This window comes from Inhella proteolytica, from assembly GCF_016093275.1.
GTDB lineage: Bacteria > Pseudomonadota > Gammaproteobacteria > Burkholderiales > Burkholderiaceae_C > Inhella > Inhella proteolytica.
On record NZ_JAEDAK010000014.1, the window covers coordinates 17,802 to 43,934 of the forward strand.

Genomic DNA, 26,133 nt, shown 5'->3' on the forward strand with positions numbered 1-26,133 from the left:
CCCCTCAACTGGAGAACATGAATGAGAACTCTCAAGATGTGGCCTTCGGGTCTGATCACGTGCGTCGCTTTGACGGCCTGCGCCTGGCCCGGCGGCAACCCCAAGATCAACGCGAGCGCCGGCATCAAACCGGCGTCCGGCAGCTCCGTGGCCGGCGACGTGCGCTTCTTCGAAGGCAGCGGCGGGGTCTTCGTGCATGCCCGGATTTCCGGGCTCACGCCGGGAGCCGAGCATGGCTTCCACATCCACGAAAAGGGCGACTGCAGCAAGCCCGACGGCAGCAGCGCCGGAGGCCATTTCAACCCCGAAGGCCACGCCCACGGACCGCAAGCGGCCGAACACCACGCCGGAGACATGCCGGCCCTGAAGGCCGATGCCAGCGGTGTGGCGGAAGCGAAGTTCTTCCTGAAGGGCGTTTCGGTCGGCGCGAAGAACGACATCACTGGGCGCGGACTCATCGTGCACGCCCAACCGGATGACTACAAAACCCAACCCACAGGAAACTCCGGCGCCCGCATTGGCTGCGGCGTCATTGCGGCGGCCAAGTAGAACGGCGAATGGTCGCGGGGCTCTGCGTGCGCAAGATCGTTGAGTCGGAACTCCTGTGCGTCTTCAAGCCGCAGGGCGCAGATGCAGATTTCGTTCCCTGGATCATTTGGCGGCGCGCCGGCCCCTCCAGCTCGGAGCCCCTGGAGTCGACCGTTCCCGCGAATGTCTATTGCTGCCTGCACTTTTCTCTGACAGGCCGCGAATATCGACTGGGACCCGACGGGTGGCGCCCTCTGCCGGCCTGCTATCTCGCGGGGCCGGCCACCCGCCCTTTTCGCTTGCGAAGCGAATCAGCCTGCGAATCCATCAGCATCGTGCTGCAGCCATGGGTTGCCCGGGCGATATTCAATGTCGATGGCTCGCGCGTCGTGGACAGCCATCTGCCCAGAGGGGACTTGGGGGCGCTCGCCACGGAACTCATGGCACGTATCGAGGAACTCAAAGAGCCCTTCACGCCAGAAACTGCATTACCCATGCTGGTCGGCCCCTTGCTAAGGGACTGTCATCGAATGCAAACGACCTTGGGTCAGCACCATGCGCTGGTCAAAACCTTTGCCCGGCAGGGCTCCGTGGCAGCCACTGCGAAAGCACTGGGGCTGACTGTGGACCTCTTCTCTGCGGTGTTCAGAGACCTGACCGGGCTGCGCCCGGCGCGTTGGCGACGCCTGAACCGGGCAGAGCTGTTGGTCGATAGCCTCGCGAACTCAGCTGCACAAAACCCGCGCCTGTGTGAGCTTGGCAAGCGTGCGGGGTTCTCTGATCCCGCTCATGTGAGCCGCGAGCTCCGGCAGATTTCGGGCATGGCCCCGAGTGCGATTCGCGAGGTCGCTCTTGGCACCGACCCTGGACATTGGCCACTGGCTCGCTACTGGCGATCTGCTGCCGTGGCGACAAGGCCCGCTTGAAGCGGCATCAACCATGCCTTTTTGTTCATTGCGACTCCCTGCGGTCGAACTCCCCTTTCCCTCGGCCTCGGCAACCGGGGGGGCGGAGTCAGCGCATGGGAGCCAGCTTCGCGGGTTGGCGGATTCGCAAGCACCCAGCCCGGTGCAGTCTGAGAGTCAATCCAGAGTCCGGCGATAACGAGCTACCGCCACCAGCGAGACCGCGAGCAGGAAGGCCGCGAGCGGCCACACATCAGGCCACAGTTCTGCCGCCGTGCTGCCCTTGAGCATGATGCCTCTGACGATGCGCAAAAAGTGGGTCAGCGGCAGCACCTCGCCCAGCACCTGGGCCCAGTGCGGCATGCCGCGGAAAGGGAACATGAAGCCCGACAGCAGCATCGAAGGCAGAAAGAAGAAAAAGGTCATCTGCATGGCCTGCAACTGGTTCTGCGCCAGCGTCGAGAACGTGAATCCAACCGCCAGATTGGCCACCATGAAGAGCCCGAGCAGCGTGAGCAGCAAGGTCGGGCTGCCGACCATGGGAACGTCAAAAAGCGCCCAGGCGGCCCCCATGATGACGCCGAGCTGCACATAGCCCAGCGAGACGTAGGGCAGGATCTTGCCGACCATCACCTCCAGCGGGCGAACCGGCGTGGCCAGCAGGTTTTCCATCGTGCCGCGCTCGCGCTCTCGGGTCATGGCCAGCGAGGTCAGCATCACCATCGTCATCGTCAGGATCGTGCCGATCAGACCCGGCACGATATTGAAGCGCGACAGGCCCTCGGGGTTGTAGCGGCGGTGTACGCGCAGCTCGATGGGCAGCTGCGCCGGGGCCAGCCGGGCTCCGGCTGCGCCGGTCAGATCGTGTTTCAGCACAGTGCCCATGAGTTGCTGCAGGGCGCTGACGGCATTGCCCGAGGCGGACGGATCGGTCGCGTCGGCCACCAGGAGCAAATGAGCGCCCTCCCCGCGCAGCAGCCGCTGCGTGAAGTTTCCCGGCACCTGCAGAACGAACTGGACCTCGCCCTTAAGCAGCAGGGCTTCGGCCTCGGCTTCGCTCGGGGCCGGCGCGACAACCCGGAAGTAGCCACTCGACTGCATGGCGGCGACGATGCTGCGCTCGAACGGCCCCGGATCCTGCGACACGATGGCCGTGGGCAGCCCCTTGGGGTCGGTGTTGATCGCATAGCCGAACAGCAGCAGCTGCAGCACCGGGATGCCGACGGCCATCGCGAAGGTCAGGCGGTCGCGCAGCATCTGCTGGCACTCTTTGATGAAGACCGCCGCCATGCGGGTCCAAGACCACGCGTTCATGCGGCCCCCGCGAAGTTGTCCGTCGCTCGGGCGATCAGCCGGACGAAGGCCTGCTCCAGGTCTTCGTCCGCCCCGCAACCCGCCGCCGACAGCACCGCCTGCTGGTCACCTTGGGCCAGCACTTCACCGTAAGCGATGAATACAAGCTCGTCGCAGCGCGCCGCCTCATCCATGTAATGGGTCGCAACCAGTACGGTCATGCCCTCGCGCGCCAGCTGGTGCAATTGGTCCCAGAACTCTCGCCTTGCTTTGGGGTCCACGCCGGCGGTGGGCTCATCCAGCAGCAACAGCCGGGGCCGGTGCAACAGGCTGGCCGCCAAGGCCAGGCGCTGCTTCCAACCGCCCGAAAGCGCGCCGGCGAGTTGGCCGCCGCGTGTGGCCAGACCGAGCCGATGCAAGGCCTCGTCGACCCGGGTGCGCCGGTCCGGCAGTTCGTACAGGCGCGCCACGAATTCAAGGTTCTCCCGGATCGTGAGGTCCTCATAGAGCCCAAACTTCTGGGTCATGTAGCCCACCTGGCGGCGCAACTGGACCGCATCGCGCCGGAAATCGAGGCCGAGGCACTGGCCCTCGCCCGCGTCCGGCGTGAGCAAGCCACAGAGCATGCGCATGGTGGTGGTCTTGCCGCTGCCGTTGGGGCCCAGGAAGCCCACGATGCGGCCAGCCCCCACCTGCAGATCAATCTGGTTGACCACGCGCCGCCCGCCAAAGGTCTTGGTCAGGCCGCGCACACTGATCGCCGGAGCGCTCGAGGCGGCGGTTGCGGCCGGACTCATGAGCGCCCCACGGGACGCACGTCGATCGGTTGCCCGGGGTGCAGACGGGGCGCGTCGGCCAGGCGCTCGGGCTCAGCCTCGAGCAAGAACATCAGCTTGCTGCGCTGGGCATTGGAGTAGATGACCGGCGGCGTGTACTCCGGCTGTGACGCCACAAAGCTGACCCGCGCCGGGATCGGTTCGCCGCAGCCATCGCAGCTCAGTTGCACCTTCGTTCCCAGCGGCAACCGGGCAAGTTCGCTCTGGGGCACAAAGAAGCGCGCCTTGCGCGCTTGGGGCGGCAAGATCGCCAGCACCGGCCGGCCGGCATCCACCCATTCACCCACCCGGTAGAGGACCGTCGTGACAACCCCGGTCTGCGGTGCCGTCTGCTGCAACTGATCCAGCCGCCATTGCGCCTGCATGCGACTGAAGCCCGCTGCGGCCGCACTCGACTGCACAGCCTCCTGCAGGTGCTCGCGCGCCGGCAGTTGGGCCACGCGCAAGCGCGCCTGCAACTCGTCCAGTCGGGCCTGGGCCTCTCGCGCACCCAGGGCCGCATCGTCCAATCGGGCCTGCAAGCCATAGCCCTCACGTGCAAGCTGCTGTTGGCGGCGCCACTCATCCTGCGTCTGCTGCAGCCGAATCTGGGCTTGCTTCAGCTGCGCCTCCAGCACTTGCAGCTCAGTCAGCCGTTGGCCCGCCCGTGCGTCGAGTGCCTGAGCTTGCGCGCCGCGCTCTCGGGCCTGCAGCTCATTGCCCAGCGCGCGCTCAGCACCGTTGTCCAAACGAAAGGAGGCGGCCCCGGCCTGCACCGTCTGCCCCTTCTGCACCTGGAGTTCCACCAGTCGGCCGGCCACCGGCGCGGCCAGGTACAGCGCCTCGCCTTCCACATAGCCCGACCACCCCGGCAGCACGGGCTGGGTACAAGCCACCAGGCTCAGCCCCAGTGCCAGGCTCAGCCCCAAGCCCGAGCGGCCTCGCCGCCACGACTTGGCACCCCCCTGCCCCACCCGTTGATTCGATCCACGCATCGCTCTTACTCCTTGCGCAGGGCCGCCAAGGCCCAGTCCACCCGCTGCTGAATCGCCTCATCCGAGAGGACCTCTCGATCCAAAGGGGCATGCAGGGCGGCGGGCAATACCCCGAGGGCGCGAGCGCCCCCCGCCACGAGGATGGGCGCCACCACCGAGCCCAACACAAACACCAGCTTGCCCAGGCCCGGAGCGTCTTCCGTGCCAGGTTCCGACTGGGTGGCACTCAGCAGGGGCATCAGCAAGGCAAGGTGTCTCGGACCATTGCGCTGGAGAAACTCCAGGGCCACCTGTTCGCCCGCCAGCACATCGGCCCACACCCTGCCCACGAAGGCGCGGTGGTCCCGCACAAAGCGCGCCAGCAAGGTCACGGCCTGGGCCAGCCGGTCTTGTTCCGGGCCTACCGCACCGGCCCTTTCGATCAGGCCGGCATACATCTCGTCGTAGGTCTGCTGCAGCAGTGCGGCCAGCAGGCCCTCCTTGCTGCCGAAGTGGTAATGAACCATGCCCGGGTTGACGCCCGCCTCCTGGGCCAGCATCCGCACCGTCAGTCCCGCGCAGCCCCACTGGGGATACAGGCGCCGGCCGGTGGCCAGCAGCAGCTGGTCTTGTTGGTTCGAAGGACGTGGCATGCGGCAATTATTAGTCAACTGACTAATAACGGTCAACGCGGGGCTGTTGCTGCGCCCACCGGCGCGGGGTCGGTCAGCCAGCGCAAGTCCTCGGCACTCGGTACTCCCAGCACACGACGCACCTCATTCGGGCTGCGAAGCAAGACCAGGTACGGTGTTTCGCCGCGCCAGCGCGGATGCACCGCTTGCTGAAGCGCCCGCACGGGTTCGGCAGCCCGTCGGTGTTGCACGCCATCCAGCTCCCCATGGCCTCGCGCGACAGGGACACGGCCATCCCCGCCATCCAGCTCAATGGCCAGCACGTCAAACGGAACCCCTTGCGAGCGCCTATGGCGCAGCAGCGCCTCCATGGCCAAGGGACAGCTACCGCAATAGCTGGCGGTGAACACCACCGCGGTCGGTTCACGCACCGAACGGACCCACTGCAGCCAAGCGGCCGCGTCCAGCGGGGCGGGGGTCGCAACCACCCCTGTCGCCTGGACCACCAGAGCCATGCCGCCCAAGGCCCGGCGCGCAAACCGCATCAGCGGGACTCGCCAACTCACGACAACTCCTTCACCACCAGACCCGCTTCGGTGTTCCAGACCGCGAACAGGCGGCCCGCACCGGCGGCCAGCCGCGGGTGGTCCGACTCGCCGTCCCGCCGCGCGAGCGTCATCACCCTGAAGCGCCTGCCCCCATCCACCGAGAACCAGGCGCGCAGCAGCTGCTGTGCGCCCTCAAATGCGCGCCAGATCACCGCCACCTTCAGCCCGGCACTGGCCACCGCGGCGTGTTCGGCTTGCTCGTCCGGCAGCGCCCGCTCCGGCCCGTTCATGGAGCCATCGCTTCCGAGGCGGGCGTAGAACACCTGCCCCTCGCCCGCCCTGTGCGTGTACCAAACGGCGTGGTAACCGCCGCCAGCCGCCGGTGCGAGCGAAGGGCCGTGGTGCGGACAGGCCTCCAGCGCCCAACGGTCGGTTCCCACGCGCTGGATGGCCGCGCCCTCTCCCCCTGCGTGGAAGGCGTGGTCGCGATAGCGCCCTTCAAACACATGCCGCCACAGCACGGCGACCTGCCCGTTCTCGCCGAGGGCTATGGCCGTACGGCAGCACTCGCAGGCCGCCTCGCCCAGCCGCTGGGCGGGCCCAAACCGCCCGTTGGGCGATTCAGTTGCCGCACGATGCAGGGCCACCCGGTCACGCGTTGCCGGATCGGTCGACTGACGCTCCAGCCAGGCCAGGTGCAAGCGCCCGGCGCCATCAAAATTCAGTGCCGCGTGTTCGCGGGCAACGGCCTCGGCACCGGCTGCAGGCAGTTCAGCGAAGCTGATCCTCGGCGCAGATCCGGCCGCCAGACTGTCACCGTCATGGACGAAGTCCCCGGTCAGCACGCGCAGTTGCCCGCGGTGGCGCCGTGGCCCCATGGTGCTGAAGGCCACCGCCAACCTGCCCTGCGGCCCCCACGCGAGGCGGGGTGCCGACTCGGCCGAGAAGTTCACCCGTTCGCCGCCGGTGGGCAGGAGGTGCTGGCAGGCCCACACCCCGCCCGAGCGGTAGCGACCCAACTGCAGGCCGTCGTCGGCGCAGCCCGAGAGGATCCAGAGTCCCCCATGGACATCGACCGCAGCATCCACGGCCAGCGGCCGATGCGGCGCGGCCGCAGCACCGTGGCCGGCCCGCGCCCAGCCCACCCAGGGAGCCAGCAGCGCGCAGCTGGCGCCGCGCAAGGCGGTGCGGCGCGAGGGGTGCGCGGCAGGCACACCCGATGTGTGTGGGCGGCCCGTCATAGCGACACCTTCAGTTCGCCGGTGTAGGTGCGCTGCGGGTAGGGGTGGAAGTTCCACGACTGGCGGTTCGTCGCGTTGTCCACGCCCACGGCCAGATGCCAGGCCGGCAGCGGCTGCCACCACAAGCGCAGGTCCATCGCCGTCAGTGGGCTGACCCCCTGGTAGCTGCTGCCGTTGACATCCTGGTTGTCCAGGCTGCGGTACTGGTGCCCGGTGTGGCGCACCCCCATGCTGGCGCCCCAATCCGGTCCGAAGCGGTAGGCCAGCTGCGCCGTGGCGCGCCAGCGCGGGATGTTGGGCTGGCGCTTGCCCAGGGTGTCGCCGGGCTGCGAGACAAAGCCGGCATTGGCCCGAATCACGGAGTCGGTGAAGGTCGCGCTGACGGAGGCATCCAGGCCGGGCAGCGGCCAGTCCGCACTGCGCAGCACGGCCTCCACACCCCGGGTGGCGATGCGGTCCACGTTCTGCACCCGGCTCACCGTGCGCTGGGCCTGCGCGTCTTGGATCGACTGGGTGTACATGCCATCGCGGGTGCGCTCCAGGAAGCCCGTGAGGCGGCCCTCCACGGGGCCCCATGCCGTGTTCACGCCCAGCTCCGACGCCCACACCCGCTCGGGCCGCAGATGGGGATCGTTGATGTAGCGCGAGTTGCTGCTGGAGGTGGCGCCGTAGAGCTCACCCACCGTCGGGAAGCGCAGGGCGCGGCCCAGGGCCACTTTCAGAACCGTTTCAGGGCCAGACTGCCAGGCCAGTGAGAGCTTGGGCGAGAGCTCGGTCTGCTGCCGGGCCGGGTGCGTGAGGTGGCTGGCGGCCGAGAAGTCGGTCCGTCCGTCGCGGGCCTGCCAGCGCTCCAGCCGCAGGCCGGCTACGCCCTTCCAGTCGGGGTGGAGCTGCCAGGTGTCCTGCACATAGGCGGCCTGCAGGCGCGTGCGGCCCTGCACGCCCGCGCTCAGGCTGTCGGGGGCATCGTGCAGGAAGTTGCCCTCGATCCGGTGCGTCAGAAACTGCAGGTGGTAGCGCTCCTGCTGCAGCCCCAGCTCCACCGCATGGGAACCCCCGGCCGGCCGCCACAGGGCTTTCAGACCCAGCGTGTTCCAGCCGCTGCCATCGGCCTGGGCCAGGGTGCCAGGCCCGCCCTGGGCCGGGCCGGGCTGGGGGTTGTTGGCGGCGTTCTGGCGCTTGTCGTCGTCCACATAGCGGTACAGGATGGCGCTGGCCTCCAGCTCCCAGGCCCCCAGGTGGCGGCGCTTCAACGTCCATCCGTGCAGGGCGTGCAGCAGTTCTTCCTGGCTGGCGGGTAGGTCCGCGCCAGTCAGCGGCGCATAGCGGCGGCCGCCCACGCCCACTGGTCCAGACACCACCGCCTGCCCCTGCTCATTGCGCAGGTAGCTGAAGGACTGGCCCTGCGACTGGTTGCGCCACAGGCCCAGCACATAGCTGGCGTGCCAGTCGGTGTGGCCGTCATAGGCCAGCCGCAGCTTGAGCTGTTCCTGCTGGCTGTTCACCTGCGTGCCCGCGGCCACCAGCCACCAGGGCTGGCCGAAGGGGTTGGTGGCGGGCACCGCGCCGTCCAACGGCGGTGCCGTGGGGTCGGGCGTGCCCGAACTCAGCAAGCGAGTGGCAAAGCTGAGCGGCTGGGACTCGCTGTCCGTGCGGGCCACATGCAGGCGCCAGCTCCAGCCGGCCGCGCGATCGCCCACGGCGGCGTGGACCTGCCAAGTCTGGAAGTGCTCGCGTTGAGGGCCGAACTCAAAGGGTTGCAGCGCCAGGAAGACGCCGGCCTGCCCTTCGAAAGCTTTGGGCATGCGGGTTTGAAAGTCGACCACCGCGCCCACCGAGTTGCCGGAGTGGGCAGCGGAAAACGGGCCGTACATCACTTCGACCCGCTCGATCTCGTCCACCGACACCATGCCCCAGCGCGGCGGGTAGCCCAGCCCGCTCACGCCGTTGCCCAGGAAGTTCGACAGCAGCACCCCGTCTGCATACACGGCCGAGCGGGCGCTGTTGGCCGTGCCGGAGGCGCGGCTGGAGAGCACGGCGTGGTTGTAGTCGCCCATGTAGCGCTTGCGCACCGACAGGCTGGGGAAGTAGCGCAGCGCGTCCTCCGCATCGACGGCATTGACCTGCCGAGCGAGTTCCTCGGCGCTGAGCGACTCGCGCGTGGCCAGCACCGGTGCCAGCAGGCTGCTGGCCGCCGCCACCTGGAGGCGCACGGTATCCAGTTGCGCCGGCGGGGGCTCCGCGCCGTCCTGGCCCGCCGCACTGACTCCTGACGGGCACAGGCCCAGCGCCATCAGCACGGCCGGCAGAGCGGCGCAGACAAAGCCGCCCTTGCGCGGCGCCCGACCCAGGCCATCACGGCGCGGATCATTCCATTTTTGATTCATTTTTCATGCCTTATTTAAGGTGTGAGTGGGCGGCGCCAAAGCAGCAGGCCAGCGACCTCGTCGCGCTCTGTGGGTGCGGAGCAATTGAGCCGCGCTGGACGCGCCTTGGCGCTCCGACCCCGTCTTGCACGCCACAAACTATACATGTATTCTTTGCACATGTTTAACGAGTCAGTGATTCCGGAGCACCCCATGAGCACCCGTGCGCAGATCCTTCAGACAGCCAACCGCACCCTCGCCGTGTCGGCCCTGGCCCTGCTGCTGAGCGTGTTGGCGGCCTACCCCTTTGCCGAGCACTTCAGCATGGGCTTGCAGGTCACCGCCCACCTGGCCATCACCGTGGCCGCAGGCTTCTTCAAGCTGGGCTACGTGGTGCGCTTGGCCGCCCAGCACGACATGGCGCTCACGCAGCGCGCCTGATCCCCTTCACGGCCACCCCTTCACCGCACCCTTACACACCTGTTGCACCGGGCCTACCGGCCCGGCGCGATTCCCCTCGCTCAGGCGGCCTCCCGTTCGGCGCCGCCCATCAGCACCCAGAAGTAGCTGGGCAGGGCCGAGACCACGAACAGCGCCGCCATCGCGCCCGCGGCATGCCAAGGCTGCTGGGCGATGGCGGCACTGCCGTCCAGCAGCATGGGCAGCAGGCTCCAGCCCACGGCCGCCAGGCCAAACGACCCCCAGCGCCGCGCCATGCGCTTCGGGCCGAGGTGAAACGCGCGCAGGGCCAGGGCATTGCTGCCCAACAGGCCCGCCAGCAGGTAGGTCCACACCAAGGTGTCCAGGGCCATTCACAGCCCCCCGTAGGAGTGCATGCCCGCGAGGTACATGTTCACCCCGAGGAAGGCGAACAGGGTCACCAGCAGGCCGATCACCGCCCACCAGGCGATGAAGCGCCCGCCATAGCCCTTGACGAGGCGGACATGCAGCCAGGCCGCGTAGTTCAGCCAGACGATCAACGCCCAGGTCTCCTTCGGATCCCAGGACCAGTAGCCCCCCCAGGCCTCGGCGGCCCAGAGCGCCCCCAGGATCGTGGCAACGGTGAAGAAGACGAAGCCCAGGCCAATGAGGCGATGCATCGCCACCTCCAGCGCTGCGGGCGCGGGCAGGCGCGGGCCCAGGCGTCCGTGATCGGCCAGCAGGCGCGCCACGCCCAGCATGGCCGCCAGGCAGAAGGCCCCGTAGCCGATGAAATTGGCCGGCACGTGCAGCTTCATCCAATAGGAATCGAGCGCAGGAACCAGGGGCTGGATTTCGTCGGCCCCGCGGCTCAGCGCGTACCAGCTCAGAAAGCCCACAGCCGCCACCGAGACCACGGACATCAGCGCGGCGGCCTGGCGCAGCTCGCCGCGCGCCATCAGCCGCAGCTGCAGCAGGCCGCTGATGACGACAAACAGCACCAGCACCTCGTACAGATTGCTGATCGGGATATGGCCCAGGTGCGCACCCAGCCGGTAGGACTCGACCCAGCGCAGCAGCAAAGCCGCCAGCCCCAGCACCACGCTGGCCTGGAGGGCCCGACCTGCTCCCTGCATGGGCCAAGAGCGCGCCGGTGCCGCCAGCGCCGCCACGAAGCCGGCAAAGGAGGCCAGCACCAGCAGCGTCATGCCCAGCACCAGGGCCTGGCTGCTGGCCAGCATCACCCCGGCAGAACGTGACCCTGCCCAGGGCGGTTCACCCGCAGGGGCCAGCGCCGCGGCGGCAGCCAGCCCCAGGGCCGCCAGCACCAAGCGCGAGCCCCCCAGCCATCGCTGCGCGCCGAGGAGCGCCGCGGCGAGCGCCAGCGCGCCGATGCCCCAATCCCAGGCACTGCCCTGCGGCCCCAGCCGCAGCGCAGCCCAGGACGCCACGGCGGCATACAGCAGCGCGTGCACGCGCCACTCCGAAAAGGTGCGGGCAGCCCCTGAGGCGCGCGCCCACTGCAACGATTCAACGGTTTCCATCACCCATCCTTGGGGCGGCCCAGGCCGCCAACAGTTCCTCGATCCACTGCCCATCACCCGGCACCGCGCCCTGTAGGCCGGTACAGGCAAGCACCACTCGGCCAGCGCCATCACCGCGAATCCAGACCCGGCGCTCGCGCTGCAGCACCATCAAGGCCACCCCCAGGGCCAGCAGGCCCATGCCGGCGTAGACGATGGGGGCGCCCGGCGCCTGGGCCACTTGCAGCACCGTGGCCGTCACCGGCTCGGCCTGCAGGGGCCGCAGCAGCGGCGGGCGGCCGCCGCCGAGCCAGGCGTCGTAGGCCGCCAGCGCGTCACCCACGAACTGCCGGGCCTGCACGGGCGGGCAGGCGGGCTCGGCCTCCAGCACCGCCAGCACGCCGGCGCGCAGCAGCAGGTCGAACAGGGCGGCGCGCTCGGGGCCCCCGCCCACATCCGCCAAACCGGCCAAGCCGGGCAGACCCTTGGCCAGGAAGTCCGCCGCCGCGCGGTCCAGCGCGCGGGCCACCACCTCGTGCGTGGCCTGCGGCCGCTGCGCCCCCACCAGCTTGCGGGCCAGGGCCGCGCGCGTTTCGGGCTGGCGCAACGAGGCCAGCAGCTGCGTGTAGCGGTCCAGGCGGCCGTCGGCATCCAGGGGCAGGCGCAGCCAGCGGGTGTCGGCCCCTGCCCGCTCGATCCCGAGCACGGCATACGCCCGCCCGTCCCAGTGCAAGGGTTCCACGTAGGCCGTCTGCGTGACGCCCTGGCCAGCCGCGTCGCGCAGGGTCAGGGTGAGAGAGGGCCCGAGGTCGCGGACCGGGGTGGCGCGCGGACCGGAAAGAAAGGTGGCCCGCCAGTCAGCGTCCGCGGCCTCGGTTTCCGGCAGCACGTTCTTGAGCCGGAAGCTGCTGGGTTCGAGCGTCCAGGGCTGGCCCTCCACCATCACGGGCTGCGCGGCCCCGACGCGGGCGGTGATCGGCACGCGCCGGTGTCCGCCGTCCTCCAGCAGCTCGGCCTGCAGCCGGGTGCCGGCGTCATCGAAGCCGGACTGATAGATCTGCAGCCCACCGTACTGCGCCGGCGCGTTCATGCCGACCCGCAAGCGGGCCAGCACCTGCCCACTGACCGGCTCCAGCGCCCGCAGTTCGCTGATGAAGTCCTTCGGCTGCCCGCTGGGGTGGTAGTCGATGTGGAAGCTCTCCAGCGCCAGCGCCACCGGCAGGCGCCGCAGCACAAAGCCCTCCGCAACCGGCACGGCCGCATGCTGCGTGCGCTGCCCCGGGGCCAGTTGCACCGCGCCCCGGAAGGCGCCGCTGCTTGCCACCCGCGCCGGGTCGCGGGCCGCCTCGTCCACGGCCTGGGCCACCGCCATGTGGGCGGGGCTGGGCACCAGGCTGCCGCGCCAGCGTTGCCACTGCTGCAGCGGGTTGGCATCCAGCAGGCCACCCACGCAAATCACCACCACCGCCAGATGGGTGGCCACATAGCCGATGCGGCGCCAATGGCCGGCACGCGCCGTCAGCGCCAGCGCGCCGTCGGCAGAGTGGTCACGCACCTGAAAGCCCGCAGCCTCCAGCACACGCAGGGCCACATGGCGCGCCCGGCCAGGGTCGCGCAGTTCCAGCACGCGCGCCCCCGGCAGCCGGCTCAGCTGGCGAAAGGCCAGGCCGGTCTTGAAGTCCGCAAACTCCCGCAGCATCTTGGGGGTGTTGCGCCACACGCAAAGCCCGGTGGAGAGCGCCAGAAAGCCCAGCAGGGCCAGGAACCAGGCGGCGTGGAAGACATCGTCCAGCCCCAACAGCTTGACCACCCGGGCCTGCAGCAGACCGAAGCGCTGCACATAGAGCGGCTCCACCTGCAGCTGCTCGACCCAAGTGCCAACGCTGGCCGCCGTGGCCACCAGCGCCAGGAGGGCCACCGCAAAGCGCATCGAGCCCAGTGCGCGCCAGGCCCGCCCTGCCCATCCGGGCTTCATGCCGCGCTCCCTTGCAGTTGCAGGGAGGTACGGGGCGCCCCCGCCTTCCGGGAGATGGCCCAGACGTAGAGGCTGGGCAGCACCAGCAAGGAAAAGAGCGGTGCCGTCAGCATGCCGCCCACCATGGGCGCGGCAATGCGGCTCATCACTTCCACCCCCACGCCCTCGGTCAACAGCATGGGCAGCAGCCCGCCCACGATGACGGCCGCCGTCATGGTCTTGGGGCGCAGGCGCAGCAAGGCCCCTTGCAGGACCGCTGCGCGCAGGCACTGCGGCGTCAGCGCCCAACCGGCGGCGCGGCGCGCCGCCACGGCCTGGTCCAGGTACAGCAGCATCACCACGCAGAACTCGGCGGCCACGCCCGCCAGGGCGATCAGCCCAACGATGGTGGCAAACGAGGCCTTGAAGCCGAGCGCGTGGCTGAGCCACAGCCCGCCCGCCACCGCTATCGGCAGGCTGGCCAGCACCACGCCCGCGCGCGCAGCGCAGCGGAAGTGCAGGTACAGCAGGCCCGCCACGGCCAACAGCGTGGCGGTGCTGATCGCCAGCAGGCGCCAGCGCGCCTCCTTCAGGCGCAGGTGCTGCCCCACCCAGCTGGCGGCATAGCCCGGCGGCAGCGCCAGCGCCTGCAGCACCGGCTCGGCACGGCGCAGCACGCTGCCCGCGTCGTCCTCGCCCAGGGTCAGCAGCACATAGGCCACCGGGCGGGCGTTGTCGCTGCGCACCTCCGAGGGGCCGTCGCTCAGGCGGATGCGCGCCACCTGGGAGAGCAGCACCTCGCCGCCAACCTGGCCGCGCAGCCGGATGTGGCCTATGGCCTCGGCCGACTGCCGCGTCGCCTGGGGGTAGCGCAGCACCACCTCCAGCCGCTCGCGCCCCACACTCAGCACGTCAAAGGGCATGCCACCCAGCGGCCCCTGCACCAGGTCCGCCAGCTCGCCCACCTCGACACCCAAGGCCTGAGCGCGCGGGCGGTCCAGCTCGATGCGCAGGTAGCGGCCCTGCTGGGTGCGCTCCGTCAAGGCACTGGCCACGCCCGGCACCTGGGCCAACTGCTGCTCGGCGCGTTCCGCCAGGGCCTGAAGGCGCACCGGGTCGTCGCCCGTGAGCTTCAGAGCCAAGGGCGTCTTGACCCCGGTGGAAAGCATGTCGATGCGCGTGCGGATGGGAAAGCCCCACGCATTGCTCAGGCCCGCCAGCCGCACCTGCTGCTGCAGGCGCTGCATCAGCGCCTGGGTGCTGATGGGCTCGGGCCACTCCGCGCGGGGCTTGAGCACGATCACTGACTCGATCATCGACAAGGGCGCCGGGTCCGTGGCCGAATCGCTGCGGCCCGCCTTGCCATGCACCAGGGCCACCTCGGGCTGGGCGGCAATCAGGGCATTGGTGCGCCGCAGCAGCTCCTTGGCCTGCTCCACCGACACGCTGGGCAGCGTGGTCGGCATGTAGAGCAGGTCACCTTCATCCAGCGGCGGCATGAACTCGGTGCCCATGCGCTGCAAGGGCAGCACCGCGCTCAGCGCCACCGCCAGGGCCAGCCCCAGGGCCCAGCGCGGGTGGTTCAGCGCCAGGCGCAGCGCCGGCCTGTAGGCGCGGCGCAGCAGGCGGTTGAGCGGGTTGCGCCGCTCCCTCTGCACCGGGCCGCGAACGAACAGGCCCATCAGCACCGGCACCAAGGTGATGGAGAGCGCCGCCGCGGCGGCCATGGCATAGGTCTTGGTCAGCGCCAGGGGGGAAAAGAGCCGCCCTTCCGCCCCTTGCAGGGAGAACACCGGCAGGAAGGAGACCGTGATGATCAGCAGCGAGAAGAACAGCGCCGGGCCCACCTCGCGGGCGCTGGCGGCCACCAAGGCCCAGTGCGAGACGGCGCTGCGGCCGGCCGCCTCCAAGCGGCGGTGCAGGGTCTCGACCATCACCACGCTGGCATCGATCATGGCGCCGATGGCGATGGCCAGGCCGCCGAGCGACATCACGTTGGCGGTGACGCCCTGCGCCTGCAGCAGGGCCAGCGCCGCCAGCAGGCCCAGCGGCAGGGTGACCAAGGCCACCAGCGCGGAACGCAGCCGGCCCAGGAACAGCGCGCACACCAGGCCCACCACCAAGGCTTCCTCGGCCAGGCGCAGGCCCAGCGAGCGCACGGCCCGCTCGATCAGCCCGGCGCGGTTGTAGGTTTCCACCAGCGCCACGCCCGCCGGCAGGCGCTCGCGCAGGTGCGCCACCCGCTCCTGCACACGCTGCAGCACCTCGTACGCATTCGCGCCCTGGCGCATCACCACGATGCCGCCCACCACCTCGCCCTGCCCGCTCAGCGCGCCCACACCCTCCACCGGGCCCGGGCCGATGCGCACGCGCGCCACCTGGCCCAGCCGCAGCGCGGTGCCGTCTTCCAGGGTCTTGACGGGCAGGTCGCGCCAGTCGTCATCGGGTTGCAGGCGGGCGTCGGCGCTTACCAGGAAGCGCTGCCGCCCCAGCTCGAGCGCGCCGCCACCCACCGCGCGGTTGGCACCCCGCACCGCGCGCATCAGGTCCTCGGCGGTGACGCCAAGTACCCCCATGCGCTCGGGCAGCAGCTCGATCTGCAGCTGGCGCGGCGCGCCGCCAAAGGTGGCCACCTCGGCCACCCCGGGCACGGCCTGCAGCTCCGGTCGCAGCTGGGTGTCCTGCAGCACGCGCAGTGCGTCCAAGCCTGGGCCGCCCTGGCTGGTCAACGCGTATTGGTAGATCCAGCCGGTGCCCGAGGCATCCGGTCCCAGCACCACGCTGGCGGCCGCAGGCAAGCGGGCGCCCAGGCTGGGCAATCGCTCGAGCACGCGGGCGCGAGCCTGCTCCGGGCGGACGTCCTCGCCGAACACGACGTAGACGAAGGCCTCGCCGAACATCGAGAAGCCGCGCACTGTTTGCGCGCCGGGCAGGCCCAGCAGCTCGGTGGTCAGCGGGTAGGTCAGCTGGTCTTCCACCAGGGTGGGCGTGGCCCCCTCCAGGCGCGCCTTCAACACCACCTGGGTCTCGGAAAGATCGGGCAGCGCGTCCAGCTTGACCCGCCAGGCCAGTGCAGCCATCAGCAGCAGCGCCAGCGCGCAGGCGGCCAGGACCCAGCGTCGGTGCTGGATGGAAGCCTCGATGAGCCCGGCAATCAGGCCCGGCCGGCGGGTTCGGGCGGCGGCGCTCGGTTCGGCCTGCATCAGTGCCCCCCCATCGCGTGGTGGGCCGGAGCGGATGCGGCCATCGCGGCCGGCGACGCGTCGTCCTGCGCCTGCCCGCCCATCTCGGCGCTGAGCAGGAACTGGCCGTTGACCACCAGCCGCTCCCCGGCATGCAACCCTTCCAGCACTTCCACCTGGCCTTCAACCACCGGCCCCACTCGCACCGCGCGGCGCGCGAAGTGCTGCGGCTGCGTCTCCAAGAACACGAAGCTGCCACGGCCGCTGTGGATCACGGCGTCTGCCGGGATGACGAGCGCCTGGCGCGCGGGCAGCACGATCTCGCCCTCCACCAAGGAACCCACCGGAAAAGCCGCGCTGGCCGCACGGGTGCCCTGCAAGGGCGCACGCACCCGGGCCATGCGGGAGCCCGTGCTGAGCACCGCCGCCACCGGCTCAATGGGCAGCTGCACCGCGGTGTGCGGGTCGACGCTGGAGCGCACCCGCAGGGTGGCCTGGGGCTTCAGCTGGCCGAGTTGTTCGGCCGTCAGCAGCACCTCGACCCAGGCGGCCTGCACGCCGCCCACTTCCAGCATCACCTGGGCGGGCATCACATAGGCGCCTTCGCGCACGTTCAAAGCGCTCACCACGCCATCGTGCGGGGCCAGCACGGGCACCACATCGCGCACGCGGCGGCTGGCTTCGAGCTCGTCCACCAGCGCCGGGGGCAGGTCCGCGGCCAGCAGGCGGTTGCGCATGCGGAAGCGCTCGCGCGCCACGCTGCCCAGCATCATGTCGGGGTTGGTGCCGCCGCCGGGAGCGGCCTTCATCGAGCCCGCCTGGGCCTGCAGGGTGTCGCGGCGGCTCAGGATTTCAAGGTACTCACGCTGGCGCAGCTGCAGCTCGGGGGAAAAGATTTCCACCAACATCTGGCCGCGCCGCACGGGCTGGCCCACCCCTGCCACGCCCAGGCGCTTGGCCCAGCCTTCGACCTTGGGCGCCAGCGTCAGTGCGCGGCGTTCGTCAGCGAGCACCTGGCCGGTCACCCACAGCTTGGGCGCCCAGGGCTTGGGTTCGACCCCCTCGACCCGCACGCCGCTGTTCTGCTGCACTTGTTCGGACAGATGCAGCGACGGCGCCGTGGTCGACGCCTGCAGCCCGGCGGCATCGCGCGGCACGAGTTCCATGCCGCAGATCGGGCATTCGCCCGGCGCGGACTGGTCGACATGGGGGTGCATCGGGCAGGTCCAGCGCTTGCGGGCGGGCGCGGTAGCCGTTGCTGCCGCAGTGGCCGGCAGGCCGGCAGCTTGCAAGGGCGCCGAGCGACGGCCCAGCGCAAAACCTGCCCCCAGCAGGGCAGAGGCGCCGAGGACCAAGCCCCAGCGACGACGGGTGCTGTGCATGAGAACTTTCTCGTGCCGCCAGCAAGGGCGGCAGCGCCCAGCGCCCCGCCCTCGCCGCAGCGGGTTACTTCACCAGGATGTTGTCGCCCTTGCCCGCCTTGGGGTCGGCGTCCTTGGTGAACTGCAGCACCGCGATGGCACCGGTCAACGCCTGGCGCATCACGTGGCTGACCAGGGCGTTGGCCCCTTCCACCGGCGAAATGATGTCGAAGGCGGCACCGTCGCCCGGACCGACCGTGTAGCTTTGCAGGCCGTGCATCACGTTCTTGGGATTGCCGCCCGGGTACACGCGGTCCCAGATGCCAGCGATCGGGTGGAAGGACGAGAACTCGTTCACCCCCGCGTTGACGAAGTGGATGCGCACACGCTCACCCGGCTTGGCCTGCAGGATGCGGGTGGCCGCCGGGTCATGCACCGGGTCGTACTTGAACACCCCGCCGTTGAACATCACGTTGGACCACTTGTTGGCCATCATGTCGTTCTGGTTGTCCGGATTGGGATACAGCTCCGACTGCACCAGCACGTACTCGCGGTCCGCCTTGGGCAGGGCATTGCCGTCCTTGGGGTCCACGATGATCACGCCGAACATGCCGCGCGCGATGTGCTGGATCATGGGATCCGAACCGCAGTGATAGAAGAAGGTGCCGGGGTGCGTGGCGTTGAAGGTGTAGGTCTTGGTCTCACCGGGCTTGATGGACTCGAAGTCCTTGACCAGGTCGGTGCGCGCCGCATGGAAGTCCACCGAGTGCGAGTTCTTGCTGGACTTGTCGTTGACCAGCGTGAACTCCACGGTGTCGCCTTCGGTCACCCGCACCACGGTGCCGGGGATCTGGCCGTCAAAGGTCCAGGCGCGGTACATCGTGCCCTTGTTGTCGATCGGCAGGTCCACCTCCTTGGCGGTCAGCGTCACCTTGACGGTCTTGGCCTGCGCCAGGCCAGTCATGGCCAGCGCCATGGCCAGCGCGAGGGTCAATTTCTTCACTTGTTTTCCTTTGGTTTTACTTCGGGGTGGTTTTGCTGACGAAGCGCAGGTAGGCCACCAGGGCGCCCACCTCTTCGTCGCTCATGACGCTCTCCCACTTCGGCATCAGGACGGACTTGCCAACGGCCAGTCCGCCACCCTTGATGGCTTTGAAGAGCAGGTCATCCGGGGTATCGCCCATGCCCTTGGTATCGGTGTGGTCGCGTGGCTTGACGGCCATGTCGCGTGCATTCACACCGTTGCCGTCACGGTTCACACCGTGACACTGGACGCAATAGGCGTTGTAGAGCTTGATGGCCTTGGCATGCGCCTCCTCAGCGCGCGCCGGGCCGGCCAGGGCCAGCAGGGCCATTCCAGCCCCAACGAGTGGCTGTAGAAACTTCACTTCGCGGCTCCTTGCTTGAGCGTGCTCAGGTAGGCGGTGAGCTTCTGGATGTCGCCTTCATTCAGGTCCAGCCGCGGCATCCAGACATGCGGGTCGAACTTCTGCGGATCGCGCAGGTAGCTGGCGATGAAATCTGGCTGCAGGCGATCGCCCGCCGTGGCCAGTTCGGCCCCCGACACACCACCCGCACCCGGCTTGGCCGAGTGGCAGGACGCGCACCCACGCAACTTGTTGAACAGCAGCGCCGCCATCGACGCATTGGGGGCCTCGTTCTTGAAGCTGCCGGGCTCCACCAGACCATCAGCACGCAGGGCCATCAGCGCCTCGGTGGCGTCGCGTGCGTCGGCCGCAGAGAGCGCTGGATGCGGCGGCACCTTGGCTGGATCCAGCGAGTCAAATGCGCCGCCAGTTCCGGGCTGCAGAGCATTCAGGAACATCGCGCCGCCGCTGCGGATGGCAACAGGCTTTTGCAGCCAGGCCTCCAGCCATTCGCGGCGGAATTTGCTGCCGGCGAAGTACAGGTCCGGCCCCTTGCGGCTCAGCACACGCTCCACGCTGCTGCTGCTGGGCTTGGTGACGGCGTGGCAGCTGACGCACTGCGCCTTGAGCAGATCGGCGCCGTTGCCCGCCTGGGCCAGCGGGCTGGCCAGCATGGCCATGGGCACAACCGCAGCCAGGGCCAGCAGCTTGAATGGGTTCTTCATGCTGCGCCTCACTGGATCGCCTGACCCTTGAAGGAGTCATTCGTGTAGACGCCCGGGCCCTTCTTCAGCGAATCCTGGTAGTAGAAATTCGGCTTGGGGCTGCGCTTGTTCCAGGGGTACCAGGTGTCGTTGCGCTTGATCTCCTCGTACTCCACCACCGTCATCAGTCCACCGTGGGGGCGGTCACCGTTCATGGTGTGGGTGTCGACGTGGTCGTGGATCATCCAGCGACCCGGGTTGTCGGCTTCGAAGATGAGGTCGTAGCGCTCGCCAGGACCGATCAGCACGGTGTCGGCCATGATGGGATTGGCCAGGGGGAAGCCGTCCTTGAAGGCGATCTTGAAGGCGTGCCCGTGCAGGTGAATGGCGTGCACCAGGTCTCCAGCGCCGATCAGGCGCAGTCGCACCACATCACCCTCCTTGATGCGGATCGGCTCGGTGTCCGGGAAGGCGCGGCCGTTGATGGTGAAGTAGTCGAACTTGTCACCCGGCAAGCCACCGAAGCCAGGCTTGTTGGCCCACTTCGAGTCCCAGTCCGACAGCATCAAGATGTGGTCCTGGGTGACCGTCTTCTCCAATGCGGTGGGCTTCTTGGGCCGCACGATGAACGGACCCCACATGCCCCGCAGGGCGACGTGCTCGTTCACATTCACATGGCAGTGATACCAGTGCGTGCCACTGGGGCCGGCTTTGAATGAGTAGGTGAAGCTGTCGCCCGGCTTGATGGCCTCTTGCGTCACGTCCGGCACACCGTCCATTTGCCAAGTGCCCCGCTGCAGCATGCCGTGCCAATGGATGGTGTGCGGCAAGGCGGTGAGGTTGTTGACCTTGACCTCCACGTCGTCACCCTCGTCCACGTAGAACAAGGGGCCCGGCACCTGGCCGGCGAAGGCGAAGGTGTGGAACTGCTGCTTCTCCACCAGCGTGATGCGGGTGTCCTCGATGTTCATCTCGAAGTCGCGCTTGGCCGCCCAGGCAGCCGGCGTAGCGGCCGATGCCACCAGCCCCACCAGAACGGCCGCCCGCCCCCAATCCCCGAGGCTCCAGCCCTGCTCTCTCAACATGTCCACTCCTTTCGGTGCCGCCCTCGGGCTGCAAAGTCAAACAACGGACCGAAAGATATCTTGCGTGTACATGTTTAACAAGCTATTGACAGATGACCACAAAGCACGCAGGGCCAATACACCGGTCATTCATATTCAAGGCGGCACGGCTTCTGCCGCCCTTCCAGGCCTCAATCCGCCCTGTCGCCTTCGGTGTTAAATTGGCACTTGCCATTCATCTTTGAGGCTCTCATGCGCCTGACCACCTTTACCGACTACACGCTGCGCGTGCTGATGTTCCTGACGGTCAAGCACCAGACGGGAGAACTGGCCACCATTGATGAGATTTCGCGCGCGTACGACATCTCCAAGAACCACCTGATGAAGATCGTCCACCACCTCAGCCTGAACGGCTTCATCGTCACCAGCAGGGGAAGGGCCGGCGGGGCCCGGTTGGCACGCGACCCCTCGCAGATCTCGGTGGGTCAGGTGGTTCGACTCTGTGAGCCAGATTTCGCCATCGTCGAATGCCACGAAGAGGGCAAGCAGCCGACCTGCGCTGTCTGGCAGGCGTGCAACCTCAAATCCGCGTTCCGGCGCGCGCTGGATGCCTTCTTGATGGAGCTTGACCGTCTCACCCTGGCCGATTCGGTGACGACGAACTCCGTCGCGGCCTCCCTGCTGGGCCTTGAGCTGGGAACCTTCCGGTCCATCCCCATCCGCGCCGCCGCCGCCGCTCCCGCCGAGCGCACCGCGCCCGCGCGGCGCGCAGCTCCGGCGCCGAAGCGGGCCCCCGTGGCCAAGCGCGCCCCTCGCACCAAGCCCGCCGCCAGCCGCTGAAGCCTGGCCAGCGCCGTCGACCGGCGCTGCGCAGCCGAAAAGAAGCATTTTCCGTATTGCTTTTTTCCGATCGAAATTTATGATGCACGCGTCGCACATGTTTAAAAGAGATCCGCGTGCACGCCATGCCCCACCTTCTGCCCGCGCCCACCGGGCCTGCCGTCCGGCCCCTTCGGCGCCCGGCCGCCCACCCCTGCAGCCTTGCCCGCGCCCGCTTGGCGGCGCGAGATCGCACGCCCGCCATCGCCCTTGAAGCGCGGCTGGCGCTCAGGAGTGCCGCATGAGCACCCTGTCGATCCTCCTGTCCGCCTTCCTGCTTTCGGTCGTGGCCTTGATGGCCTTCATCTGGAGCCAGCGCAGTGGGTTACTGAAGCAGGATGCAACGAGCGCTGCCGTCATCTTTGAACCCGGCGAGATCGGTCACGTCGAGGAGCCGGCCGCCAACCTGGCCGGACAGCAGGCGCTTCGGCTCAGCTTGGGTGCGCGTGCTTCGGCGTACGACTCCCCTGAACACGCCGACCGAATGCGCGCGGATGCCTCCTCCGCCCCGCTGGTGTTCTTTTTCTTCTGCTGCGCGTTCGCTTGGTTACTGGTGGCTTCCGCCGCAGGGCTGACCGCGTCCATCAAGCTGCACGAGCCCGATTGGATGGCTCACGTGCCGTGGTTGAGCTTCGGCCGAATCCGCACCCTTCATCTGAACGCAGTGGCTTACGGATGGGCCCCCATGGCCGGGCTCGGTATCGCCCTCTTCATCATTCCTCGCTTGCTGCGCACGGAGTTGGTGGGTGGCCGCTATGCCCTGCTGGGGGCGGCGCTGTGGAACGCGGCCTTGATAGCAGGCCTGGGCAGCATCGCCTATGGCGTCAGCGACGGCCTGGAGTGGCTGGAGATCCCTTGGCAGATTGACCTGCTGTTCGTTGCGGGTGGCGCTCTGGTGGGCGTCCCACTGGTGCTGACGCTGCTGCAGCGCAAGGTCACGCACCTTTACGTCTCGGTTTGGTACATGGGCTGCGCACTGTTCTGGTTCCCGGTGCTCTTCCTGGTGGCCAACTGGCCGGGCCTGCATGCCGGTGTTCAGCAAGCGGCGATGAACTGGTGGTTCGGTCACAACGTGCTGGGGCTTTTCTACACCCCGCTGGCGCTGGCCTCCGTCTACTACTTCCTGCCCAAGGTGATCGGTCGTCCGGTGAGCTCGTACAACCTGTCGCTGTTGGGCTTCTGGGGCCTGGCCTTCTTCTATGGCCAGGTCGGAGGACACCATCTGATCGGCGGTCCGGTGCCGGGTTGGATGATCACCCTGTCCATCGTGCAGAGCATGATGATGATCATTCCGGTCATCGCCTTCACGGTGAATCAACACCAGACCCTGAAGGGCCGGCTGGGCGCGCTGGTGCATTCGCCTACCTTGCGCTTCATTGGATTCGGCGGTCTGATGTACACGGCCAGCTCCATCCAGGGCTCACTGGAGGCGCTGCGCAGCGTCAATGCGGTCACGCACTTCACCCACTACACGGTGGCACACGCCCACCTGGGCCTGTATGGCTTCGTGTCGATGGTGTTCTTCGGTGCGATGTACTTCATCGTGCCACGCATCACCGGCAAGGAGTGGCCCTCGCCAGCGCTGATCAGCGCGCATTTCTGGCTCGCCGTGGTGGGCATCGGGGTGTACTTCGTGGGCCTCAGCATCGGTGGATGGCTGCAGGGTCTGGCCATGCTGGATGCCAGCCGTCCCTTCATCGATTCGATGACGCTCACCCTCCCCTACCTCAAGAGCCGATCGGTCGGTGGTGCCCTGATGCTGCTCGGCCACCTGATCTTCGCCCTGCACTTCGTGCTCCTGTTGCGCAGCCGGCGCCTGTCGGACGGCCGCCCCACCCTGCTGCGAGCTGCGCTGGAGGTCTGAACCATGCACGACGAAACCAAATTGCTGGCCGGCGGCATGCTGATGCTCAGCCTGGCCACCTGCGCCCTGGTGGTGTTGCCCTACCTGACGGTGCGCGACCCCAAGCCGACCGAAGGCCTCAAGCCCTACACCTCGGCAGAACTGCGTGGCCGGAGCCAGTACATCGCTCACGGGTGCGTCTCCTGTCACTCGCAGCAACCGCGCGCCAAGAAGCTGGCGCCAGACCTGGCGCGGGGCTGGGGACGCGCATCGGTAGCCGGTGACTACGCCTACGACTCACCGCACCTGCTCGGCACCATGCGCACAGGCCCGGACCTGATGAACATCGGCGCCCGCCAGCCGAGCGAGGCCTGGCACCTGGGGCATCTGTATCAGCCGCGGGCCTATGTGCACGGCAGCATCATGCCCAGCTACCCCTTCCTCTTCGAGCTGAAAGAGAAGGCCGAGGCCGGGGACCTGGTGGTCAAGCTGCCCCCTGGACACGTGAGCCCAGGCCTTACCTTGGTGGCCAAGCAAGAAGCCATTGACCTGGTGGCCTACCTGAAGGCCTTGGACAGAACCATGCCTGCCTTGCCAGGGGGGGCTGCACCATGAACACCCCAAGCCGCAACGACACGGGAAGGCCCGCCCCACCCGCCACAACAACCAACGCCGCCCGGATGAGCCCCTCGCCTTCGCCTCAAGCCCGCGAGAACCCCGATCCGCAGGAGCTGCCCGCGCCCATCCCTTGGTTTGTCGTCTTGCTCGTCGCCTTGATGCTCACGTTCGGCCTGGTCTACATCACCTTGGCCAATGTCGAAACGCCAAGCCATTGGGGCGACGACCGCACTGCGGCCGAGCTTCAAGGGAGCCGCCCAGCAGGAGGTGCCGCCATCAACGGTGCTGCGCTTTACGCCTCCCTCTGCGTGGCCTGCCACCAAGCCAATGGCGCCGGCGTGCCCGGCGTCTTCCCGCCGCTGGCCGGGAGCGAATGGGTGCGCGGGCGCGACGCCCAATTGGCCCGCATCGTTCTGCAGGGGGTCTCGGGCACGCTCACGGTGAAGGGCGTCGACTACCAAGGCGTGATGCCTGCCTTCAAGCAGCAGCTGGGTGATGCAGAGATGGCCGCTTTGCTGACCCACCTTCGTAGCCAATGGGGCAACGGCGCAGCGCCCGTGTCGGCCGACACCGTCGCGACCGCTCGCAAATCGCTGGAGACACGCGACGCGCCGCTGGCCGGCAACACCGAACTCTCGGCCGACGCGCCCTGACCCGCCCCAGTGCTTCCCAGAAGCCCCGACCGACTGATCCTTGGACAGGAATTCTCTGCATGTTGAACACAAGCTCCCACGGCGTCGAGCCTGATGCCGCCGAACACATTCCAAGCCGAGAGGAGCTGCATGAGCTCGTCCATGCCTTCTACCGTGACGTACGCGCCAGCCCGGAGCTCGGTCCGCTATTTGATTCCGTCATCGCCGAGGCATGGCCAAGCCATCTCGATCGAATGGTGGAGTTCTGGTGCACGGTCATGCGCGCCTCACACAGCTTCAGAGGCAATGTGTTTGGCAAGCACATGGCGATCCAGGGCGTGCAAGCGCAGCACTTCCTGGAGTGGCTCACTTTGTGGCGCACGCATACGGCCCAGCGGTACAGCGGCAGCGTGCTGGAGCGTTTGCAGGAGACCGCCGCGGGCATCGGCCGCAATCTGTACTACGGGTATTTCGGTCAGTTCCCGATGTTCCGGTATGAGGGGGTACGCGCGGTAGAGATCATCACCGTCTAGTCGCCGAAGCAAGATGCCGGCCGCCACTTCCAACGCCTGCAGGGATCCGAAGGTGCCCTTGGCACCCACGGTGCTGGCCTGCTTGCTGGTGGTGATTGCAGCGGGCATCGCCCTATGGTGGCTGACGCTGAGTTTCGAAGCCTGGACGTTCGAAGAACGTCGCCATGGCCTGGTTTCTCGTGGCGCGCTGTCTGCACCGCCGATTCAGGCGATCGATCAGACGGGAGAGGTCTGGACAGCACCCTGGAGCATCAAGGGGGCCCCGACCCGGGTGGTCGTGCTGGACTTTGTCTACACCCGGTGCGAAACCGTGTGCACCGCACTGGGTGGCACCTACGCCCAGATGCAAGCTGCGTTGGAGCAGAGCCCGGCTGGTGCCGCGATTCAGCTGATCTCGCTCAGCTTTGACGCGAGAGACGATCTCAGAGCTTTGCAACGCTACGCCGACCGCTACCGGGCCCGGGCACCCACCTGGCGGGTACTCCACATGACAGATCCCTTCGCGCGCCAGAACGTGCTGCGGACCTTGGGCGTGGTAGCCATCCCGGATGGTCTGGGGGGCTTTGTCCACAACGGGGCCCTGCATGTGATCGATGCGTCGGGGCAGGTCCGAGGGCTGTTCGACTATGCCGACTGGCCGCAGGCTCTGGCGCTTGCCCGGAAGCTGAGTCGTCGACCATGAGCAGGCATGCGCACTGGGCCCTGAGCCTGCTTGCAGCCGTCCTGGTCTCTTGGCCCAGCTTCCAAGGCT

At 68.2% G+C, this 26,133-nt stretch carries 24 protein-coding genes and 1 pseudogene; 9 read left to right on the top strand and 16 right to left on the bottom strand.

Annotated elements, in window-relative coordinates:
- Positions 1 to 21 precede the first annotated feature (21 nt).
- Together I7X39_RS17435 and I7X39_RS23720 are read left to right on the top strand one after the other, a co-directional pair.
- Entirely contained in the window at positions 22 to 549 is a 528-nt protein-coding gene (locus I7X39_RS17435; RefSeq protein ID WP_198112450.1) for a superoxide dismutase family protein, read from the top strand.
- A gap of 26 nt (positions 550 to 575) precedes the next feature.
- Entirely contained in the window at positions 576 to 1,454 is an 879-nt protein-coding gene (locus I7X39_RS23720) for a helix-turn-helix domain-containing protein (protein ID WP_198112451.1), read from the top strand.
- 156 nt (positions 1,455 to 1,610) lie between these two features.
- Here the strand turns inward: I7X39_RS23720 and I7X39_RS17445 are convergent, their stop codons facing one another.
- The 7 genes and pseudogenes from I7X39_RS17445 to I7X39_RS17475 all read right to left on the bottom strand — a co-directional run bounded on the left by I7X39_RS17445 (position 1,611) and on the right by I7X39_RS17475 (position 9,323).
- A complete protein-coding gene (locus tag I7X39_RS17445) occupies positions 1,611 to 2,747 on the bottom strand; it encodes an ABC transporter permease (RefSeq protein ID WP_198112452.1) in 1,137 nt (378 codons plus the stop codon).
- 83 nt (positions 2,748 to 2,830) lie between these two features.
- A pseudogene (locus tag I7X39_RS17450) lies at positions 2,831 to 3,523 on the bottom strand (ABC transporter ATP-binding protein); the annotation flags it as partial.
- Positions 3,520 to 4,536, bottom strand: coding sequence for an HlyD family secretion protein (locus tag I7X39_RS17455; RefSeq protein WP_198112454.1), 1,017 nt, complete (start codon positions 4,534 to 4,536; stop codon positions 3,520 to 3,522). The pseudogene I7X39_RS17450 and the gene I7X39_RS17455, both read right to left, overlap by 4 nt.
- A gap of 5 nt (positions 4,537 to 4,541) precedes the next feature.
- The gene (locus I7X39_RS17460) at positions 4,542 to 5,168 is read right to left on the bottom strand and encodes a TetR/AcrR family transcriptional regulator (protein ID WP_198112455.1); all 627 of its coding nucleotides are present in this window, start codon (positions 5,166 to 5,168) and stop codon (positions 4,542 to 4,544) included.
- 32 nt (positions 5,169 to 5,200) lie between these two features.
- Positions 5,201 to 5,713: a hypothetical protein gene (locus tag I7X39_RS17465; RefSeq protein ID WP_198112456.1), complete on the bottom strand. Its 513-nt coding sequence runs from the start codon at positions 5,711 to 5,713 to the stop codon at positions 5,201 to 5,203.
- Complete coding sequence (locus I7X39_RS17470; RefSeq protein WP_198112457.1) at positions 5,710 to 6,936, bottom strand: hypothetical protein; 1,227 nt, start codon at positions 6,934 to 6,936, stop codon at positions 5,710 to 5,712. The genes I7X39_RS17465 and I7X39_RS17470 overlap by 4 nt, the downstream gene beginning before the upstream one ends.
- Positions 6,933 to 9,323 carry a TonB-dependent receptor gene (locus I7X39_RS17475; protein ID WP_198112458.1) on the bottom strand — a complete coding sequence of 797 codons (2,391 nt, stop codon included), beginning with the start codon at positions 9,321 to 9,323 and terminating at the stop codon, positions 6,933 to 6,935. The genes I7X39_RS17470 and I7X39_RS17475 overlap by 4 nt, the downstream gene beginning before the upstream one ends.
- A gap of 192 nt (positions 9,324 to 9,515) precedes the next feature.
- On the opposite strand from I7X39_RS17475, the gene I7X39_RS17480 reads away from it, so the two are divergent.
- Positions 9,516 to 9,743 carry a hypothetical protein gene (locus I7X39_RS17480; protein WP_198112459.1) on the top strand — a complete coding sequence of 76 codons (228 nt, stop codon included), beginning with the start codon at positions 9,516 to 9,518 and terminating at the stop codon, positions 9,741 to 9,743.
- Positions 9,744 to 9,823: 80 nt separating this feature from the next.
- On the opposite strand, the gene I7X39_RS17485 is transcribed toward I7X39_RS17480, so the two are convergent.
- The 9 genes from I7X39_RS17485 to I7X39_RS17525 form a co-directional block, all read right to left on the bottom strand.
- A complete protein-coding gene (locus tag I7X39_RS17485) occupies positions 9,824 to 10,114 on the bottom strand; it encodes a hypothetical protein (protein WP_198112460.1) in 291 nt (96 codons plus the stop codon).
- Entirely contained in the window at positions 10,115 to 11,266 is a 1,152-nt protein-coding gene (ccsB, locus tag I7X39_RS17490) for a c-type cytochrome biogenesis protein CcsB (protein WP_198112461.1), read from the bottom strand.
- A complete protein-coding gene (locus I7X39_RS17495; RefSeq protein ID WP_198112462.1) occupies positions 11,253 to 13,220 on the bottom strand; it encodes a cytochrome c biogenesis ResB family protein in 1,968 nt (655 codons plus the stop codon). Before I7X39_RS17495 ends, ccsB begins: the two co-directional genes overlap by 14 nt.
- Positions 13,217 to 16,402, bottom strand: a complete 3,186-nt coding sequence (locus I7X39_RS17500; RefSeq protein ID WP_232352031.1) for an efflux RND transporter permease subunit — start codon at positions 16,400 to 16,402, stop codon at positions 13,217 to 13,219. Before I7X39_RS17500 ends, I7X39_RS17495 begins: the two co-directional genes overlap by 4 nt.
- Positions 16,402 to 17,763 carry an efflux RND transporter periplasmic adaptor subunit gene (locus tag I7X39_RS17505; protein ID WP_198112463.1) on the bottom strand — a complete coding sequence of 454 codons (1,362 nt, stop codon included), beginning with the start codon at positions 17,761 to 17,763 and terminating at the stop codon, positions 16,402 to 16,404. The genes I7X39_RS17500 and I7X39_RS17505 overlap by 1 nt, the downstream gene beginning before the upstream one ends.
- A 64-nt stretch (positions 17,764 to 17,827) precedes the next feature.
- Entirely contained in the window at positions 17,828 to 18,745 is a 918-nt protein-coding gene (locus I7X39_RS17510; protein WP_198112464.1) for a multicopper oxidase domain-containing protein, read from the bottom strand.
- A 16-nt stretch (positions 18,746 to 18,761) separates the two neighbouring features.
- Complete coding sequence (locus I7X39_RS17515; protein WP_198112465.1) at positions 18,762 to 19,097, bottom strand: c-type cytochrome; 336 nt, start codon at positions 19,095 to 19,097, stop codon at positions 18,762 to 18,764.
- Between the two features lie 29 nt (positions 19,098 to 19,126).
- A complete protein-coding gene (locus I7X39_RS17520) occupies positions 19,127 to 19,834 on the bottom strand; it encodes a c-type cytochrome (protein ID WP_198112466.1) in 708 nt (235 codons plus the stop codon).
- A gap of 8 nt (positions 19,835 to 19,842) precedes the next feature.
- Positions 19,843 to 20,898 (bottom strand): multicopper oxidase domain-containing protein, encoded by a 1,056-nt coding sequence (locus I7X39_RS17525; RefSeq protein WP_198112467.1) that lies wholly within the window; start codon positions 20,896 to 20,898, stop codon positions 19,843 to 19,845.
- Positions 20,899 to 21,129: 231 nt separating this feature from the next.
- Here I7X39_RS17525 and I7X39_RS17530 point away from each other — a divergent pair, with 231 nt between their 5' ends.
- The 6 genes from I7X39_RS17530 (at position 21,130) to I7X39_RS17555 (ending at position 26,064) form a co-directional block, all read left to right on the top strand.
- Positions 21,130 to 21,717, top strand: coding sequence for an RrF2 family transcriptional regulator (locus tag I7X39_RS17530; protein WP_198112468.1), 588 nt, complete (start codon positions 21,130 to 21,132; stop codon positions 21,715 to 21,717).
- Between the two features lie 280 nt (positions 21,718 to 21,997).
- Positions 21,998 to 23,620, top strand: coding sequence for a cbb3-type cytochrome c oxidase subunit I (locus tag I7X39_RS17535; protein ID WP_198112469.1), 1,623 nt, complete (start codon positions 21,998 to 22,000; stop codon positions 23,618 to 23,620).
- A gap of 3 nt (positions 23,621 to 23,623) precedes the next feature.
- Positions 23,624 to 24,214 carry a cbb3-type cytochrome c oxidase subunit II gene (locus I7X39_RS17540; RefSeq protein ID WP_198112470.1) on the top strand — a complete coding sequence of 197 codons (591 nt, stop codon included), beginning with the start codon at positions 23,624 to 23,626 and terminating at the stop codon, positions 24,212 to 24,214.
- Complete coding sequence (locus I7X39_RS17545; RefSeq protein ID WP_232352032.1) at positions 24,211 to 24,870, top strand: c-type cytochrome; 660 nt, start codon at positions 24,211 to 24,213, stop codon at positions 24,868 to 24,870. The genes I7X39_RS17540 and I7X39_RS17545 overlap by 4 nt, the downstream gene beginning before the upstream one ends.
- Positions 24,871 to 24,929: 59 nt before the next feature.
- Complete coding sequence (locus tag I7X39_RS17550; RefSeq protein ID WP_232352033.1) at positions 24,930 to 25,382, top strand: group III truncated hemoglobin; 453 nt, start codon at positions 24,930 to 24,932, stop codon at positions 25,380 to 25,382.
- A gap of 13 nt (positions 25,383 to 25,395) precedes the next feature.
- Positions 25,396 to 26,064: an SCO family protein gene (locus I7X39_RS17555; RefSeq protein ID WP_198112471.1), complete on the top strand. Its 669-nt coding sequence runs from the start codon at positions 25,396 to 25,398 to the stop codon at positions 26,062 to 26,064.
- Positions 26,065 to 26,133: the final 69 nt, after the last annotated feature.